This window comes from Myxococcota bacterium (assembly GCA_041389495.1).
Taxonomy (GTDB): domain Bacteria; phylum Myxococcota_A; class UBA9160; order UBA9160; family UBA4427; genus JAWKRT01.
The window spans coordinates 948,193-963,609 of the sequence record JAWKRT010000002.1 but is presented as its reverse complement, the minus strand read 5'-3'; the positions used below and the strand labels follow the sequence as shown (position 1 = coordinate 963,609).

17 protein-coding genes are annotated in these 15,417 nt (G+C 75.0%); 7 read left to right on the top strand and 10 right to left on the bottom strand.

Going from position 1 to position 15,417, the window contains the following annotated elements; translation table 11 throughout:
- Nucleotides 1–5 precede the first annotated feature (5 nt).
- From R3E88_14995 to R3E88_14980, 4 genes are all read right to left on the bottom strand, one after another.
- Nucleotides 6–1,157, bottom strand: coding sequence for a hypothetical protein (locus R3E88_14995; protein MEZ4217789.1), 1,152 nt, complete (start codon nucleotides 1,155–1,157; stop codon nucleotides 6–8).
- Nucleotides 1,154–2,305 (bottom strand): acyl-CoA dehydrogenase family protein, encoded by a 1,152-nt coding sequence (locus tag R3E88_14990; GenBank protein ID MEZ4217788.1) that lies wholly within the window; start codon nucleotides 2,303–2,305, stop codon nucleotides 1,154–1,156. Before R3E88_14990 ends, R3E88_14995 begins: the two co-directional genes overlap by 4 nt.
- Before the next feature lie 28 nt (nucleotides 2,306–2,333).
- Complete coding sequence (locus tag R3E88_14985; protein MEZ4217787.1) at nucleotides 2,334–3,512, bottom strand: acyl-CoA dehydrogenase family protein; 1,179 nt, start codon at nucleotides 3,510–3,512, stop codon at nucleotides 2,334–2,336.
- Between the two features lie 171 nt (nucleotides 3,513–3,683).
- On the bottom strand, nucleotides 3,684–4,703 hold the full coding sequence (locus R3E88_14980) for a ferritin-like domain-containing protein (protein ID MEZ4217786.1): 1,020 nt from the start codon (nucleotides 4,701–4,703) through the stop codon (nucleotides 3,684–3,686).
- Nucleotides 4,704–4,879: 176 nt separating this feature from the next.
- Between R3E88_14980 and R3E88_14975 the strand changes: the two genes are divergently transcribed.
- Entirely contained in the window at nucleotides 4,880–5,524 is a 645-nt protein-coding gene (locus tag R3E88_14975; GenBank protein ID MEZ4217785.1) for a helix-turn-helix domain-containing protein, read from the top strand.
- A gap of 97 nt (nucleotides 5,525–5,621) precedes the next feature.
- Here R3E88_14975 and R3E88_14970 read toward each other — a convergent pair whose 3' ends face one another.
- Complete coding sequence (locus R3E88_14970; GenBank protein ID MEZ4217784.1) at nucleotides 5,622–6,338, bottom strand: hypothetical protein; 717 nt, start codon at nucleotides 6,336–6,338, stop codon at nucleotides 5,622–5,624.
- On the opposite strand from R3E88_14970, the gene R3E88_14965 reads away from it, so the two are divergent.
- Both R3E88_14965 and R3E88_14960 read left to right on the top strand, forming a co-directional pair.
- A complete protein-coding gene (locus tag R3E88_14965) occupies nucleotides 6,337–6,858 on the top strand; it encodes a hypothetical protein (GenBank protein MEZ4217783.1) in 522 nt (173 codons plus the stop codon). The two genes, R3E88_14970 and R3E88_14965, sit on opposite strands and share 2 nt — an antisense overlap.
- Before the next feature lie 33 nt (nucleotides 6,859–6,891).
- The gene (locus tag R3E88_14960) at nucleotides 6,892–7,845 is read left to right on the top strand and encodes a helix-hairpin-helix domain-containing protein (protein MEZ4217782.1); all 954 of its coding nucleotides are present in this window, start codon (nucleotides 6,892–6,894) and stop codon (nucleotides 7,843–7,845) included.
- 18 nt (nucleotides 7,846–7,863) lie between these two features.
- Here R3E88_14960 and R3E88_14955 read toward each other — a convergent pair whose 3' ends face one another.
- Nucleotides 7,864–8,139 carry a DUF1971 domain-containing protein gene (locus R3E88_14955; GenBank protein ID MEZ4217781.1) on the bottom strand — a complete coding sequence of 92 codons (276 nt, stop codon included), beginning with the start codon at nucleotides 8,137–8,139 and terminating at the stop codon, nucleotides 7,864–7,866.
- Between the two features lie 188 nt (nucleotides 8,140–8,327).
- Here R3E88_14955 and R3E88_14950 point away from each other — a divergent pair, with 188 nt between their 5' ends.
- Entirely contained in the window at nucleotides 8,328–8,828 is a 501-nt protein-coding gene (locus tag R3E88_14950; protein ID MEZ4217780.1) for a BCAM0308 family protein, read from the top strand.
- A 24-nt stretch (nucleotides 8,829–8,852) separates the two neighbouring features.
- Here the strand turns inward: R3E88_14950 and R3E88_14945 are convergent, their stop codons facing one another.
- Both R3E88_14945 and R3E88_14940 read right to left on the bottom strand, forming a co-directional pair.
- Complete coding sequence (locus R3E88_14945) at nucleotides 8,853–9,563, bottom strand: protein-L-isoaspartate(D-aspartate) O-methyltransferase (protein ID MEZ4217779.1); 711 nt, start codon at nucleotides 9,561–9,563, stop codon at nucleotides 8,853–8,855.
- 13 nt (nucleotides 9,564–9,576) lie between these two features.
- Nucleotides 9,577–9,840 (bottom strand): hypothetical protein, encoded by a 264-nt coding sequence (locus R3E88_14940; protein MEZ4217778.1) that lies wholly within the window; start codon nucleotides 9,838–9,840, stop codon nucleotides 9,577–9,579.
- Between the two features lie 526 nt (nucleotides 9,841–10,366).
- On the opposite strand from R3E88_14940, the gene R3E88_14935 reads away from it, so the two are divergent.
- Nucleotides 10,367–11,197, top strand: coding sequence for an LOG family protein (locus tag R3E88_14935; GenBank protein ID MEZ4217777.1), 831 nt, complete (start codon nucleotides 10,367–10,369; stop codon nucleotides 11,195–11,197).
- Nucleotides 11,188–12,543, top strand: coding sequence for an MBL fold metallo-hydrolase (locus tag R3E88_14930; protein MEZ4217776.1), 1,356 nt, complete (start codon nucleotides 11,188–11,190; stop codon nucleotides 12,541–12,543). Before R3E88_14935 ends, R3E88_14930 begins: the two co-directional genes overlap by 10 nt.
- A 29-nt stretch (nucleotides 12,544–12,572) precedes the next feature.
- Here the strand turns inward: R3E88_14930 and R3E88_14925 are convergent, their stop codons facing one another.
- Nucleotides 12,573–13,157, bottom strand: a complete 585-nt coding sequence (locus R3E88_14925) for a TetR family transcriptional regulator (protein MEZ4217775.1) — start codon at nucleotides 13,155–13,157, stop codon at nucleotides 12,573–12,575.
- Nucleotides 13,158–13,265: 108 nt separating this feature from the next.
- Here R3E88_14925 and R3E88_14920 point away from each other — a divergent pair, with 108 nt between their 5' ends.
- On the top strand, nucleotides 13,266–14,024 hold the full coding sequence (locus R3E88_14920; protein MEZ4217774.1) for an HAD family hydrolase: 759 nt from the start codon (nucleotides 13,266–13,268) through the stop codon (nucleotides 14,022–14,024).
- Here R3E88_14920 and R3E88_14915 read toward each other — a convergent pair.
- Nucleotides 14,014–15,381 (bottom strand): AAA family ATPase, encoded by a 1,368-nt coding sequence (locus R3E88_14915; protein MEZ4217773.1) that lies wholly within the window; start codon nucleotides 15,379–15,381, stop codon nucleotides 14,014–14,016. The two genes, R3E88_14920 and R3E88_14915, sit on opposite strands and share 11 nt — an antisense overlap.
- Nucleotides 15,382–15,417: the final 36 nt, after the last annotated feature.

Genomic DNA, 15,417 nt, shown 5'->3' with positions numbered 1-15,417 from the left:
TCGGGTCAGTCGCGCGCGGGCGCGCCGTCGAGGATGCCGGTGAGCCCGGACGGCGCGTGCGGACCGAAGGGAATCGTCTCGAGCGTGCCGATGCCCGTGCGCTCGCGGCCGAGCCCCGTCATGCGCGCGCGCACGGGCGTGTGCGCGTGGATGGCGACGGGGTCGCGCGGGTCGACGTCGGCGAGCTTCCAGCGCTCGCCCGCGACGGCGAGGTCGCCCTTCCACAGGCCGTGCCCCCACTCGGGATGGCGGTAGCCGATGCCGTGCATGTGGAAGCGCGGGATGCCCGGGATGGGCTCGAGCGCGATCTCGACGGCCTCGCCCTCGCGCGTCTCGAACGAGAGCGTCGCCGACTCGGGCCAGCGCGTTCCCGCCGCGAAGCGCGTCGCGTGCGACATGCGCCGCATCTCGCGGTGCGCGTCCTCGCGCGCGGGCACGGCGTCGGGCGTCGCGTGGCGCGGGACGATGCAGGCCGAGAGCTGCGTCGGCCGGCCGTCCGGGTCCTGGAACGTGCCGTACTGCGTGCACACGTCGTCGAACTGGAGCGGCGCCCACACCCAGTGCACGCCCGGCGTCGCGAGCTTGCCGGGCGCGCCGCCCTCGGGCTCGCCCACCGGACGCACGCCCCACGAGCGGTCGCGCGTGCCGTACGTCGTCTCCGCGCGCACGTCGATGCGCGTGCCGTCGACGCGCACGAAGCCTTCCCACGTCCCGAACTGCGTGAAGCGCGACGTCTCCATCAGGAGCCGCGTGCCGTCGCGCATCACGTTCTTGGGCTCCTCGGTCGGCGTCGTCGTCGCGCGGAAGAGCAGGTCGCACTCGACGCCCGACTCGTTCGCCGCGAGCACGACGCGCACCTCGCGCAGCGGCCGCTCGACCGCGACGCGCAGCGGCCCGACCGAGCCGTCGCGCCGCTCGGCGGGCGCGCGCCGCGAGCCGTGGAAGCTCGTCTGCACGCCGTCGCACAGCACGCTCACGTGGCCGTCCTGCACGAAGCGGTTCGGGTAGAGGCCGAAGCCCACCTCGAACGTGAACGCGCCGCCCGCGTCGATGCCGTTGAACCAGTAGCGGTCGTAGAAGTTGCGATCGCCGGTCGCGGGGTGCGCGACCGGGTCGGTCGTCTGGTGGACGGCGTAGTCGTCGAGCTCGGTGATCACGGCTGGAAGCGCGCCCCCACCTCGCCGAGCGGCATCTCGGCGAGGTGGTCGCCGATGCGCAGCAGCTGCCGCGTCGCGCCGCCGAGATCGAGCTCGAGCTGCTTCGCGAACAGGTAGAAGCGGTGGACGGGGTAGTCGCGGTCGACGCCCATGCCGCCGTGCAGGTGCTGCGCGGCCGCGACGACGCGCGCGCCGGCCTCGGCGAGCCAGTACTTCGCGAGCGCGACCTCGCTCTCGGCGGGCAGCCCCGCCGCGATGCGCCAGCACGCCTGCTGCGCGGTGAGCCGCACGGCCTGCACGTCGATGAACGCGTCGGCCGCGCGGTGGCCGACGGCCTGGAACATCGCGATCGGCTGTCCGAACTGCTTGCGCTCCTTGATGTAGGCGGCCGTCATCTCGAGCGCGGCCTCGCACAGGCCCGCACCCGCCGCGCACTGCGCGGCCGTCGCGCGCAGCCGCATGCCGTCGAGCACGAGGCGCCCCGCGCCGACGCCGCCGAGCACCGCGTCCTCGCCGACGCGCACGCCGTCGAGGCGCAGGAGCGACGCGGGCTGGCCCGTCATGGTCGCGAGCGGCACGAGCGACACGCCCTTCGCCTTCGGGTCGACGAGGAACACGGCGACGTCGCCGCCGTCGAGCGTGGCGGGCACGAGCACGAGATCGGCGAGCTCGGCGAACGCGACGGGAAGCTTCGCACCCGAGAGCACCCAGCCCGCGCCGTCGCGGCGCGCGCTCGTCGCGGGCTTCGCCGGGTCCGCCTGGTCCTCCTGCAGCGCCGCGGTCAGGATCGCGCGGCCCTCCGCGACGCGCGGCAGCCATTCCTCGCGCTGCTTCTCGCTCCCGAACTCGGCGATCGGCAGCACGCCGCCGACGACCGTCTCGAGGAAGGGCACCGCGGCGGTGTGCCGGCCGACCTTCTCGCAGATCGCCGCGACCTCGAGGAAGCCGAGGCCCGCGCCCCCCTGCGCCTCGGGCACGGCCGTGCCGAGCAGGCCCGTCTCCGCGAGCTGCTTCCACAGCTCGGCGTCGAAGCGCGGCCCGCCGCTCGTCTCGACGGCGCGCTGCCGCTCGTGGCTCGAGTGCTCGGCGAGCACCTGGCTCGCGAGCTCGACGATCGCCTGCTGCTCGTCGCTGTAACCGAAGTCCATCGTCGTCTCCGTGCCGGCCGCGGCCGGACTACATCCGCGGGATGCGCGGCAGGCGCAGCCCGAACAGCCCGATCAGGTCGCGCTGCACTTCGTTGGTGCCACCGCCGAACGTCAGGATGAGGAGCGAGCGGTAGACGTTGTCGAGCTGGCCCATCAGGACGGCCTCGGCCGACTCGCGCACGAGATACGCGCGCGGCCCGATGACCTCCATCATGAGCCGGATCGCCTGCATGTAGAACTCGGTGCCGTAGACCTTGAGCGCGGAGGCGTCCTGCGGCGCGAGCTCGCCGTGCGTGGCGTCGAAGGCGACCTTCCAGTTCTGGAGGCGCATGAACTGGATGCCCGCCCAGACGCGCGCCAGGTTCGTGCGCACCCACTCCTGGTCGATCACGCGCGTGCCGTCGGCGCGCTTCGTCTCGCGCGCCCACGCGAGCACCGCCTCGAACGTGCCCTCGATCATGCCCGACGAGCAGAGCGTGACGCGCTCGTGGTTGAGCTGGCTCGTGATGAGCTTCCAGCCCTTGTTCTCGCCGCCGACGAGCGCGCTCGCGGGCACGCGCACGTCGTCGAAGAAGGTCGTGTTGATGTCGTGGTGCGACAGCAGGTGCATCGGCTCGATGCGGATGCCGGGCGTGTCCATCGGCACGACGAACATCGAGATGCCGCCGTGCTTCGCGGCCTCCTGGTCGGTGCGCGCCGCGAGCCAGATGTAGTCCGCGTCGCCGGCGACGGACGTGAAGATCTTCTGCCCGTTGATGACGTACTCGTCGCCGTCGCGGTCGGCGCGCGTCTTGAGCGACGCGAGGTCGGTGCCGGCGCCGGGCTCGGTGTAGCCGATGCAGAAGAGGATCTCGCCCGCCGTGATCTTCGGCAGGAGCTCGGCCTTCATCGCCTCGCTCGCGTTCTGGTAGAGCGTCGGGCCGACGGTGTTGATCGTGAGCATCGGCACGGGCGCGCCGACGCGCATCGACTCGTCGAAGAAGATGAACTGCTCGATCTGCGAGCGGCCCTGCCCGCCGTACTGCGCGGGCCAGCCGATGCCGAGCCAGCCGTCCTCGCCCATCTGGCGGATGACCTGGCGATGCACGGGGCCGCAGCCGGCCTCGGCGTGCAGCGCCTCGCGGATCTCGGGCGTCAGCAGCTTCGCATAGTAGGCGCGGAGCTCGGCGCGCAGCGCCTGCTGCTCCTCGTTCAGGCCGATGTACATGGGCGGGGTGCCTCCGGGCGATACCCGTCGGGCCCCGGAGCACGCGCGGCGACGGCGCGGCGAGCGCGCGGGGGGCGGCGCGGGCCGGGGCAGGTTCTACCCCAGCTCGCGCCCCTTGGCAGGCCCCCGGCGCGCGCCTCGACCGCCGGCCGCGGCCCGCCGCGCGGTCACCTACGCGAAGCCGAGCGCCGCGTCCGCCGCGTCCGTGTCGAAGTCCTCGAAGTGGATGATCTCCATCTCCGTGAAGGCGCGGCGCACCTTCGGCGTGAGGAGCCCGAGCTTCTTCAGGTTCGGCACGACGCGCTGGAAGATCAGCGTGCGGAACTGCCTGCCGACCGGCGATGCGAGCACGAGCTGCTGCACGTCGGTCGGGTTCCACCCGTAGAGCCGCGCGATGTCGTCGCCGACCAGGCGATCGCGCATCAGCCGGCACGCGTAGATGATGAACTCCTCGCGGTCGGCGAGCTCGCTCGCGGACATCTCGTCGTAGTAGCCGCGCAGCGAGAGCACGCCGAACGCGACGTGGCGCGACTCGTCCTTCATCACGTACTTGAGCAGCTCCTTGAGCAGCGGCTCCTGCGCGACCAGGAACAGGTTGCCGAAGGCGCCCATCGCGAGCCCCTCGATCAGCACCTGCATCCCGAGATACTTGAAGTCCCAGCGCGACTCCTTGATCGTCGCGTCGAGCAGCGCCTTCAGGTGCTGGTTGATCGGCCACTCCCACTCGAGCTTCTCGTGCAGGTAGCGGCTGAACACCTCGACGTGGCGCGCCTCGTCCATCGTCTGCGTGCCCGCGTAGTACTTCGCGTCGATCCACGGCACGCCGCCGACGAGCTGCGACGCGACGATCAGCGCGCCCTGCTCGCCGTGCAGGAACTGCGAGAGCTGGAGCGCCACCTGCGCGTGGTGGAAGCGCTGGCGCTCCTTGTCGTCGAGCTTCTCGAACGGCCCCCAGCCCTGCAGCGGGTTGACGCCTTGCGGCAGGATGTTCGCCTCGGGGTCGACCTGCGTGTCCCACGCGAGCTGCGTCGTGGAGTTCCACTGGTCGCGCTTCGCCTTCTCGTACAGGTCGTGGAGCCCCTCGTGGATGCTCCCGTAGTTCCAGACGTAGTTCGTGTCGAAGGACGTGAGGATCGTCTCGATCTCGCGATCGAGGCTCCCGAGCCGGTTCACATCCGAAGCCGTGGCCATCGAGCTCCCCTCCTGCGGGTGCTGGGTGCGGGCGCGTGGTGCGGGCGGGCGCGCGTCGCGCGCCCGAGCGTGGGCGACGGCGGCACCGTACGCGGGCGCCCACGGAGCGTCAATGAAAATCGACGTCGGATTCGCATTTGTCGCGAATCCTCTTTGGTTTCAGGTAGATTCCGGTCATGGCCCGAGCCTCGAACGCCCCCGCGCGGCCCGCCCGCCGACGCGTCCCGCAGCAGGCGCGCAGCCGCCGTACGCGCGAGCGCATCCTCGCTGCCGCCGTCGACTGCTTCGAGCACCACGGCTACGACGACACGACGACGGCCATGATCGCGGCGCGTGCGGGCATCGGCGTCGGCACGCTGTACGGCTACTTCCCCGACAAGCGCGAGCTCCTGCTGACCCTCTTCGGCCTGTGGTCGACGGAGCTCGCCGACGTCGTGCTGCGCGGGCTCGACCCCGAGCGCTGGGCGGGCGGCGACGTGCGCGAGCACACGCGCGAGCTGATCGACACGCTCTTCCACATGCAGACGCTGCGCCCCGGCATCCAGCGCGTGCTGTGGGAGCGCTACTTCAAGGACCCCGACTTCCACGCGCCGTTCGAGCGCGTGCGCGAGCGGCTGCGCTGCGCGGTCGTCGACTTCGCGCGCGCGATCGGCCCCGCGCAGCTGCGCGACGGGCTCGACGTCGAGGGCGCCGCGCTGATCGTCGTGAACGCGGTGCAGTGGAACGCCGTGCACGCGTACATGCACGGGACGCCCGCCGAGATCGACGCCGCCGCGCGCAACACCGCCGAGATGGTCGAGCGCTTCCTGTTCCGCGACTAGCCCCGGACCGCGACTAGCCCCGGACCGCGACTAGCCAAGGAGCGCGCCGGGGCCGCGCCCGGGAGACGCGCGCCGCGGCGCGGGGACGCGACCGATGCTAGTCGGCGCCCGGCGGCCACGCGGCGACGCCGTCGCGCGGAGCGAGCGCCGGGCGGTCGGCCCGGCCGAGCCACTTCTCCAGGTAGCGCTCCCGCAGGCGCGCCGCGCCCTCGGCGTGCGCGTCGACCCACTCGAGCGCGCGCGCGTTCGGCGTCGCGGCGTGCGTCGCGGCGAGCCAGCCGGGGAGCTCGTCCCAGCGCTCGAGGCCGGCGGCGATCGGGATCAGCGTGTAGCGCATGCGCACGCCCCCCATGCGCGGCTCGACCCGCACGAAGTAGACGCGTCCGCCCGCGAGCTCGGCGTCGAGGAAGTCGGCGGCCTCGCTCACGACGGCGTAGCGGTGCGCGCCGGGCGCCGTCTCGTGCACGGCGTGGCTGCGATCCTGGACGACCGCGACGAAGCGATCGTCCTCGTAGATCGCGGCCCAGTCGTAGGTGCGCTTCGTCGGCTGCACGAACACGACGACGGCGCGGTCGGGCGGCGGCGCGAGCGGCGCGAGCCCGGGCGCGGCCGCGCGCACCGACACGACGGGCGCGCGCGACGACACGCACGCGCCGGTCGCGAGCAGCGCGAGCGCGCATGCGAACGCGAGCCGCCGCAGCGCGACCGCGGCGCCGCGCCTCGCCCGCGCGCGCGCGCGGCGCATCTGCCATGCTGTCGACCCGAACGCCGACGCCTTCGTCGACCCGATCCGCCCCGAGGAGATCTCCGCCATGTCGTCGTCCCTCCTCCCGTCCCGCGCACACTCGCCCCGCGCGCGCTCGCGCTGGCGCCTCGCCGCCTCCGCGCTCGCCGGTGTCGCCGCGTTCGCCGTCGCGAGCTGCACGGGCGCCGACCTCGCGCAGGTGCGCGACTTCACCTATCCGCCCGACTTCGACTATCTCACGCGCGAGGAGCTGACGACCACGATGGGCGCGCTCGCGCGCGAGGTCGACTCGCTCGACCGCGTGATGTGGGCGCAGACTGCGTCGCCGGCCGAGGCGCGCGACGACGTGGTCGCGATCCTCGAGCGCATGCACGAGCTGGCGAGCCGGCTCGGCGAGGGAGGCGAGTCGAACCGCCCGCGCGTGCACCACGAGGCGCCGCGCCTGATCGGCGACATCGAGCGCGCGCTCGCCGCCGTCCAGAAGGAGCCGCCCGACTACTTCTGGGCCGGCCGCGTGTCGGGCTCCTGCACCTACTGCCACGAGCCGCGCCACCACGGCGCGTCGGAGATGCCGCTCCGCCGCGAGTGACGCGGGCGCACTCGGCCCGCCCGGAGGCCCGCGATGGCCGCGCAGCCCGTCGCGAATGCCGAGATCGCCGACGCGCTCGAGCGCGTGGCCGACCTGCTCGAGGCGCAGGAGGCGAACGCCTACCGCGTGCGCGCGTACCGCAACGCCGCCGCGACGATCCGCGCACACGACGAGCCGCTCGGCGCGCTCTACGAACGCGGCGGCACGGCCGCGCTCGACGCGCTCCCGACCATCGGCCGCACGATCGCGGCACACGTGGCCGAGCTGCTGCAGCGCGGCTCGCTCGCGCTGCTCGACCGGCTCGAGGGCGAGTCGTCGCCCGAGCAGCTGCTGCTCACCGTGCCCGGGCTCGGGCCCGAGCTCGCGTCGCGCATCGTGCACGACCTCGGCGTCGAGACGCTCGAGGAGCTCGAGGTCGCCGCGCACGACGGGCGGCTCACCTCCGTGCCGGGGTTCGGGCCGCGCCGCGTGCGCGCCGTGCGCGAGCAGCTCGGCTCGATGCTCGGTCGCTCGGCGCGCCGCCGCGCGCGGCGCAGCGCATGGATCGAGAGCCACCGCAGTGCGGGCGGGCCCGCCGCCGCGCACGCGCCGCGCCGACCCGGCGTCGCGACGCTGCTCGCCGTCGACGCCGACTACCGCGAGCGCGCGCGGCGCGGCGCGCTGCGCACGATCGCACCGCGCCGCTTCAACCCGCGCGGCGAGGCCTGGCTGCCCGTCCTCCACACGGACCGCGACGGCTGGCACGCGACCGCCCTCTTCTCGAACACCGCGCGCGCGCACCAGCTCGGCCGCACGCGCGACTGGGTCGTCGTCTACTACGCGCGCGACGGCGACGAGGGCCAGTGCACGGTCGTCGACGAGACGCGCGGCGAGCTCGCCGGGCGCCGCGTCGTGCGCGGTCGCGAGGTGGAGTGCCGCGCGCACTACGCGGAGGAAGCGGCCGCGCGCGACGGTGCGTCGTCCGCGTCGCCCGGCGGCGCGCGCTAGCCCGTCGCCCGGACGCGCTCAGGCCAGGAACTCGACGAAGAAGCGCACCGCGCCGCGCGGCTCGACCTCGTGCGGCACCTGCGGCTCGACGACGCCGTCGCGGCCGGGCGCGAGCACGTGCTCCTCGAGCGCAGGCTCGAGGATGCGGTAGACGAGCTCGCCCTCGAGCACGCGGATGCGCCCCCAGACGCCCGCCTTCGTGCGGTGCGCGCGGAGCAGCCCGGCCGGCACGCTCGCCGCGTCGAACTCCGCAGTCCGCTTGTAGGCGCGCACGCCGTCGGGAAGCGACTTCACGCGGCGCGTCCCCCGACGACCGGGGCGGATCGCGCCGGAGCGAGACGCCCCGCCCCGGCGCGCATCGCTTCGCGCGGTGCGGCCGGCGCGTTCCCGAGGCCGCCGCGCGTCGCGATGCACACCCGGCCGCGGCACGTCGCTTGCACTTGCGCCCTTCCACCGCCTGCTGCGGAGTCGAGGAGTCGCGCATGTCCCGGGACCACCGTTCGAAGACGCATCCGGCCGCCTCCACGCCGCGCCCTCCGCGGCGCATCCACGAAGAGGGTCCGGGCAAGCTCGCCGACCTCGCCGTGTGCCCGCACTGCCGCGCGAGCTATCGCGACGGGCGCTGGACGTGGAAGGCGGCTCCGGTCGGATCCTACGAGCACCGGTGCCCGGCGTGCGAGCGGATCGAGACGAAGCACTGGGCGGGCGTCGTCCACGTCGGCGGCGCGTTCGCAGCGGGCCACCGCGACGAGCTGCTCGGGCTGCTGCGCAACATCGAGGAGCGCGAGCGCGCCGAGCATCCGCTCAAGCGCATCGGCGCGATCGAGGACGACGACGACGGCTTCGCGGTGACGACCACCGACGGCCACCTCGCCCAGACGTTCGGGCGCGCGCTCGAACACGCCTACGACGGCAAGCTCGAGCACTCGCCGACGTCGGCGGAGCAGGACGAGCTCGTGCGCGTGCGCTGGCGGCGCGACTGACGGGCCGCGCGCCGCGCGCACCGCTCAGCCCTCGCCCGGGCCCGACGCGTCGCCGCCGCCGCCCGGCGCGGCGCGCGTGAACGGCACGAACGACACCGCGAGCCGCGCGACCGTCGCGACCGCGCCGGCCGCGTCCCTGCGGAGCTGGAGCAGGTCCTGGCGTCCGCCGGGGGGCCCCACCGGCACGACCATCCGCCCGCCCGGCGCGAGCTGCGCGACGAGCGGCGGCGGCGGCTCGCGCGCTGCCGCCGCGACCACGATGGCGTCGAACGGCGCGTGCGCGGGCCAGCCCGCGTGGCCGTCGCCCGCGCGCACCTGCGCGTTCTGGACGCCGAGCGCCGCGAGCGTGGCTGCCGCGCGCGCCGCGAGCTCGGGCACGATCTCGATCGCGTAGACGCGCCGGGCGAGCCGCGCGAGCACGGCCGCCTGGTAGCCGGAGCCCGCGCCGACCTCGAGCACCGTCGCGTCCGGCCCGACCTCGGCGAGCTGCACGGAGAGCGCGACGATGAACGGCTGCGAGATCGTCTGTCCGCGGCCGATCGCGAGCGCCGCGTCGTCGTAGGCCGCGTCGGCCCACGTGTCGGGAACGAAGCGATGCCGGGGCACGCTCTCGAGCGCGGCGCGCACGCGAGGGTCGAGCGCCGGGAGCCCCGTCTGCGCCGCCGTCTCGGCGAACAGCTCCGCGACGCGCTCCACCATCGCGGCGCGCTCGCGCTCCCGCCCGTCGCCCGCCACGCGTGCACCCGCCCTAGAGGTGCCGCGCGACCTTTGCGAGCCCTTCGCGGATCTCGTCGACGAGCAGCGCGGCCGCCTCGCGCACGTCGCCCGCGCTCTCCTTCGCCTCGGCGGCGAGCACCTCGAGCTTGGCCTCGAGGTGGTGCCAGCGGTGCTCGACCTCGCGCCACGCGTCGGCCGCGTCCTTCTTGCCGAGGTCGATCTGGACGCGCAGCTCGTCGCGCCGCTGGCGCAGCTTGTCCACGTCCTCCTGGAGTCGATCGCGCAAGGTGCTCATGCCCCGTCCTCCTCTTCTGCGCTCGCCCGCTCCTCCGCCGTGTGGCTCGGAGGGCTCCGGGCGGGACCGCGCGGTCGCGACCCTACCGCGAGCGCCGTGCAACGCGCATGCCGCAGCGCGAGGCGCGGCTGCGCGCGACGAGGCGCATCGCGGACGCGGCTGCGGCGACGCGACGCGGCGCGAGCGCCGCCGCGGCGAGGCATCGCGCCCCTCTCGTTAGTCGGCGCCGGGCGGCGCGCGCCGTGGGCACGCCCGGCGGCGTCGCCTACCCTCGCCCGCCGTCCGCCCACCGTGTCGCGCGCACGACGCGCGCGACCGACGCAGGGGGAGCGCCATCGACTCCGGCGATCCGGGCCAGCCGCCGCGCGCGGGCGCCGCGACGCGGGCGTGCGCGTCGGGCCCGCCCGCGCCCGGGCGCGAGCGCGACCCGGGCCGAGGCGACGAGGGCGACGCCGCCGCGAAGGCGCCGTCGAGCACGCGCGCCGACCGCGACCTCGCGCTGCTCGCGCGCCCCGAGCTGCGCCCCGTGCGGCTGCAGCTCGAGTTCCTGAAGCCCGAGCTCGCGTTCGCCGACCTCGGGATCGAGCACACGATCGTCGTCTTCGGGAGCACGCGGCTCGTCGAGCCGTCGGCCGCGCGCGCCGAGCTCGCCGCCGCGGAGGGCGCGCTGCGCGCGGCCGACGGTCGCGCGGCGGCGGAAGCCTCGCAGCGCGTCGCGCGCGCGCGCGCCGCGCTCGACCGCAGCCGCTACTACGAGGTCGGACGCGAGCTCGGTCGCATCGTGGGCGGCTGCGGCTGCGGGCCGGGCGACAACCGGCTCGTGGTGATGACGGGCGGCGGCCCGGGCGGGATGGAGGCCGCGAACCGCGGCGCGCACGACGTCGGCGCCGCGTCGGTCGGGCTCAACATCGCGCTGCCGCTCGAGCAGGCGCCGAACCCGTACGTCACGCCCGGGCTCGGCTTCGAGTTCCGCTACTTCGGGCTGCGCAAGCTCCACTTCATGCTGCGCGCGCGCGCACTCGTCGTGCTGCCCGGCGGCTACGGCACGCTCGACGAGCTCTTCGAGGCGCTGTGCCTCGTGCAGACGCGCAAGCGCGCCGCGCTTCCGATCGTCCTCGTGGGCGCCGCCTTCTGGCGACGCGCGATCGACTTCGACTTCCTCGTCGACGAGGGGATGATCGATCCCGCCGACCGCGGCCTCTTCACGTTCGCGGAGACCGCGGAGGAGGCGTGGCAGCGCATCCTCGGCTGGTACGAGACGCGCGGCCTCTCGATCTTCGACCCGCCCGCGTCGCCCGACCCGGACGACGACGCGCGCGGGCCGGGCGCGGACGGAGAGCCGCCCGGGTGGAGCTGACCTTCCTCGGCGCCGCCGGCACGGTGACGGGCTCGAAGACGCTCGTCGAGGCCGGTGGCGCGCGCGTGCTCGTCGACTGCGGCCTCTACCAGGGCGTCAAGCAGCTGCGCCTGCGCAACTGGAAGCCGCTGCCCGTCGAGCCGGCGTCGATCGACGCCGTCGTCCTCACGCACGCCCACGTCGACCACAGCGGATACCTGCCCGCGCTCGTGCGCGACGGCTTCGCCGGCCCCGTGTACTGCACCGCGCCGACGCTCGCGCTGTGCGAGATCCTGCTCCCCGACGCCGGCCACCTGCAGGAGGAGGACGCGGGCTACGCGAACCGCAAGGGCTTCTCGAAGCACGCGCCCGCGCTGCCGCTCTACACGGAGGCCGACGCCGAGGCCGCACTCGGCGCGCTCGTCGCGCGCCCGTTCGACGTCGAGTTCGACGCGGGCCCGTTCCGCGCGCGCCTCGCGCGCGCCGGCCACATCCTCGGCGCCGCGTCGGTCGAGCTGCGGCACGGCGACCTGCGCGTGCTGTTCTCCGGCGATCTCGGCCGGCCCGACGACCTGCTCATGCACCCGCCCGCGCCGCCCGGGCGCCCCGACTACGTCGTGGTCGAGTCGACGTACGGCGATCGGCTGCACGCGTCGGTCGACCCGTTCGACGCGCTCGCGCGCATCCTGCGCGCAACGATCGAGCGCGGCGGCATCCTGCTCGTCCCGTCGTTCGCGGTCGGGCGCGCGCAGACGATGCTCTACGCGCTCCACGAGATCTTCGCGCGCGGCCTCGCGCCGCGCGTGCCGGTGTACGTGAACAGCCCGATGGCGACGGACGTGACGAGCCTCTTCCGCGCGTCGTGCGAGCACCACCGGCTCGCCGAGGAGCTGTGCGAATCCGTCTGCGACGTCGCGCGCTTCGTGCGCAGCGTCGAGGAGTCGCGCCAGCTCGCGGAGCGACGCGAGCCCGCGGTGATCGTGTCGGCGAGCGGCATGGCGACGGGCGGTCGCGTGCTCCACCACCTGCGCGCGCTGCTCCCCGACGCGCGCCACACCGTGCTCTTCCCGGGCTTCCAGGCCCCCGGCACGCGCGGCGATGCGCTCGTCCACGGCGCGCGCTCGGTGAAGATCCACGGCGTCGAGGTGCCGGTCCGCGCCGAGGTGGTGCAGCTCGACGTCTTCTCCGCGCACGCCGACCAGGCCGACCTGCTCGCGTGGCTCGGCGCCGCCGAGCGCCGCCCGCGGCACGCGTTCGTGAACCACGGCGAGGCGGTTCCCGCCGACACGCTGCGACGCGAGATCCAGGACCGGCTCGACATCCCGGCCTCGGTGCCCGAGTACCGCGAGAGCGTCCGGCTCGCCTAGCATCGAGCGCGCGGGGCGCGCTCCGCCGGCTAGTCGAGCATGCGCAGGGTGCCGGCGAGGATGCGCGGCAGCGAGTAGCGGTTGCGCGCGAGCTTGCCCGTCACGGCGATGCCGATGATCGCGTTCAGCAGCGCGGAGGCGAGCTCCTGCGGATCCTTGCCCGGCGCGAGCTCGCCCGTGCGCCGCGCCTCTTCGAGGCTCGCCGCGATCGCTCCCTCGAGCGCGCTCAGGATGCCGTGCAGCACGGCCGCGACCTCGGCGTCGTGCGGCCCGAGCTCGACGAGCGTGTTCGCGACGAAGCATCCGCGACACCGCTCGTCGCCCGCGATCGCTTCGAAGAAATGGATGAGCGCCTTCACGTTCTCGACCGGCGAGCCCGGACGCTCGAGCAGATCGAGCCCCTCGACGAGGCGCGTCGCGCGGTAGTGGTCGATCGCGCGCAGGAAGAGCTGACGCTTGTTGCCGTAGGTGTCGTAGAGGCTCTGGCGCGAGATGCCCATCTCGCCGACGAGCAGCGACAGGCTCGTCGCCTCGTACCCGTGGAGCCAGAAGGTCTCCATCGCGCGATCGAGTGCGTCGACTTCGTCGAACGTCTTGGGACGGCCCTTCGACATGGCGCGCAGACTCTATCCCATGGAGTCCGCGAGGACATTGCGGGATGCGGGGGCTCGAGCGCGCGACGCGCATCCATCCGCGCGTTCATCCCGCGCTAACGTTGCGGCGTGCAACGACTCGATGCGGTGACCTTCGACTGCTGGAACACGCTCCTCGCGGAGAAGGACTGGCAGGTTGCGCACGGGCTGCGCGTCGATGCGCTCCAGCGCGCGGCGCGCGCCGCCGGCCTCGGCGAGGCGGCCGCGGACCGCGCGCGGGTCGGACGCGCCTTCGACGACGCCTGGCAGCGCCACATGCAGCTCTGGGAGATGGGCGTCGCGAGCGGTGCGCGCGAGGTCGCGGGCTGGGCGTTCGCCGAGCTCGGCGCCCCGCCGCGCGGCGCGGCGTTCGACGAGCTCGTGGCCCGGCTCGAGGAGGCCTCGCACTCCTCGCAGGTCGTCGCGCTCGAGGGCGCCGGCGAGACGCTCGAGCGGCTCGCGTCGCGCGGCGTGCGGATGGCGCTCGTCTGCGACACCGGCCTCACGCCCGGCCGCATCGTGCGCCGCCACCTCGATCGGCTCGGCCTGCTCGCGCACCTCGACGCGACCGTCTTCTCCGACGAGTGGCTCGTCCCGAAGCCCCACCGCGCCGTCTTCCTCGGCGCGCTGCGCGAGCTCCGGACGCCGCCCGAGTCGGGCCTCCACGTCGGCGACCTGCGGCGCACGGACGTCGCGGGTGCGCACGGCGTCGGCATGAAGGCGGTGCGCATCCGCGCGCTCCACGACGACCGCACGGGCTACCCGGACGCGGACTGGGTCGTCGACTCGCACACCGAGCTGTGCACGCTGATCGAGGGCTTCGGCGACGGCGCGCGCGTCAGCCGGTGAGCTCGCGCGGCCACGTCGGGATGCGCGCGCGCACCTGCGCGACGAGCTCCGCGCGCGGAGCCGACGCGTCGAGGCGCATGCGCTCGGCGTCCGGGAGCTCGACCGGCGGCTCCCACTCGCGCCGCAGCGCGCGCGCGATCTCGAGCCACGTCGACGCCGGTTCGCCGTCGCGGCGCGCACGCCGCAGCAGGCGCGCGCGCTGCGCCTCGGCGGTCGCGCACACCTCGACGAACAGGAACGGGTGCCCGAACTCGCGCGCGAGCGCGCGGGCGAGCGCGCGCTGCGCGCGCGAGCGGAAGCAGCCGTCGAGCAGCACGGGGCGTCCGCTCGCGAGCACGGCGCGCGCGCGTCGCACGACCTCGGCGTAGACGCGCTCGCCGAACCCCGGTGCGTAGGCGCGCTCCCAGTGCACCTCGTGGTGCGCGCCGTCGCGACGCCCGCCGAGCAGCTCCGAGCGCACGCGGTCGGCCGTGACGAAGGGCGCGCCGACGCGCCGCGCGATCCACTTCGCGGCCGTCGTCTTCCCGGTCGCGACCTCGCCGCCGATCGCGACGACGACCGGCGGGAGCAGCGGCCGCAACGGCGCCGAGACGGCGAGCAGCGCGCAGCGCCGCGCGGCCGCCGCGCTCGCGGCACTCGCGCGCTCGTCCGGCGCGCGGACGCGCGCACACGCGAGCTCGAGCCGCGCGCGCGTGCTCGCCGCGAGGCTCGCGTAGAGGTCGACGAGCCCGAACGCGTCGTAGTCGGCGGCGGCGCGCGCGTACTCGGCGAGGAAGAGCTCCGCGTGATCGCTGCGCCCTTCCGCCGCCAGCGCGCTCGCGAAGGCCGCGACGTCGGCGCACACGTCCCCGCCGCGCACGGCGGGCGCGGCGTCGAGCCGCGACACGACCCGCACCTCGCGGTCGCCCGCGACGAAGACGCGATCGAGTGCGAGGTCGCCGTGCCCGTCGCGAAGCCGCCCGCTCGCCGCGCGCTCGACGAGCAGCGCCTCGCTCCGCTCGACCTGCTCGAGCTGCCAGCGCTCGGCGCGCGCGAGCGCGCGCGCGGTCGCTTCGTCGGGCGCTTCGGCGCTCGCCGCGGCGTCGGGCGGGGGCTGCGCGATCGCCGCGTGCAGGGGGGGCGCGGCTTCGGCGCGCGCGGCGGGCGCGCTCCGCGACCGCGCGAGCCCCTCGAAGTCGGCGACGCGCAGCCCGATGCACGCGCGCAAGGCGTCGGCGGGCTCGCCCTGTGGCGCGACGCGCGGCGCGCGCGCGTGGAGTGCGGCGAGCGAGCGAGCGACCGCGCGCACGTGGCGGCGGCGGAGCCGGCCTTCGGCGAGGCGCACGTCGACGCGATCGCGCTCGGGGAGCCGGCGCATGCGGACGGCGAAGCGGCTCGCCGCTCGCGCCGGCGA

What these genes read in the sequence shown, in the direction of transcription:
- R3E88_14960 (MEZ4217782.1), top strand. Translation starts at nt 6,892, where the DNA reads ATGGCCGCGCAGCCCGTCGCGAATGCCGAGATCGCCGACGCGCTCGAG.
- R3E88_14980 (MEZ4217786.1), bottom strand. Translation starts at nt 4,703, where the DNA reads ATGGCCACGGCTTCGGATGTGAACCGGCTCGGGAGCCTCGATCGCGAG.
- R3E88_14990 (MEZ4217788.1), bottom strand. Translation starts at nt 2,305, where the DNA reads ATGGACTTCGGTTACAGCGACGAGCAGCAGGCGATCGTCGAGCTCGCG.
- R3E88_14915 (MEZ4217773.1), bottom strand. Translation starts at nt 15,381, where the DNA reads ATGCGCCGGCTCCCCGAGCGCGATCGCGTCGACGTGCGCCTCGCCGAA.
- R3E88_14950 (MEZ4217780.1), top strand. Translation starts at nt 8,328, where the DNA reads ATGTCCCGGGACCACCGTTCGAAGACGCATCCGGCCGCCTCCACGCCG.
- R3E88_14965 (MEZ4217783.1), top strand. Translation starts at nt 6,337, where the DNA reads ATGTCGTCGTCCCTCCTCCCGTCCCGCGCACACTCGCCCCGCGCGCGC.
- R3E88_14940 (MEZ4217778.1), bottom strand. Translation starts at nt 9,840, where the DNA reads ATGAGCACCTTGCGCGATCGACTCCAGGAGGACGTGGACAAGCTGCGC.
- R3E88_14985 (MEZ4217787.1), bottom strand. Translation starts at nt 3,512, where the DNA reads ATGTACATCGGCCTGAACGAGGAGCAGCAGGCGCTGCGCGCCGAGCTC.
- R3E88_14925 (MEZ4217775.1), bottom strand. Translation starts at nt 13,157, where the DNA reads ATGTCGAAGGGCCGTCCCAAGACGTTCGACGAAGTCGACGCACTCGAT.
- R3E88_14975 (MEZ4217785.1), top strand. Translation starts at nt 4,880, where the DNA reads ATGGCCCGAGCCTCGAACGCCCCCGCGCGGCCCGCCCGCCGACGCGTC.
- R3E88_14970 (MEZ4217784.1), bottom strand. Translation starts at nt 6,338, where the DNA reads ATGGCGGAGATCTCCTCGGGGCGGATCGGGTCGACGAAGGCGTCGGCG.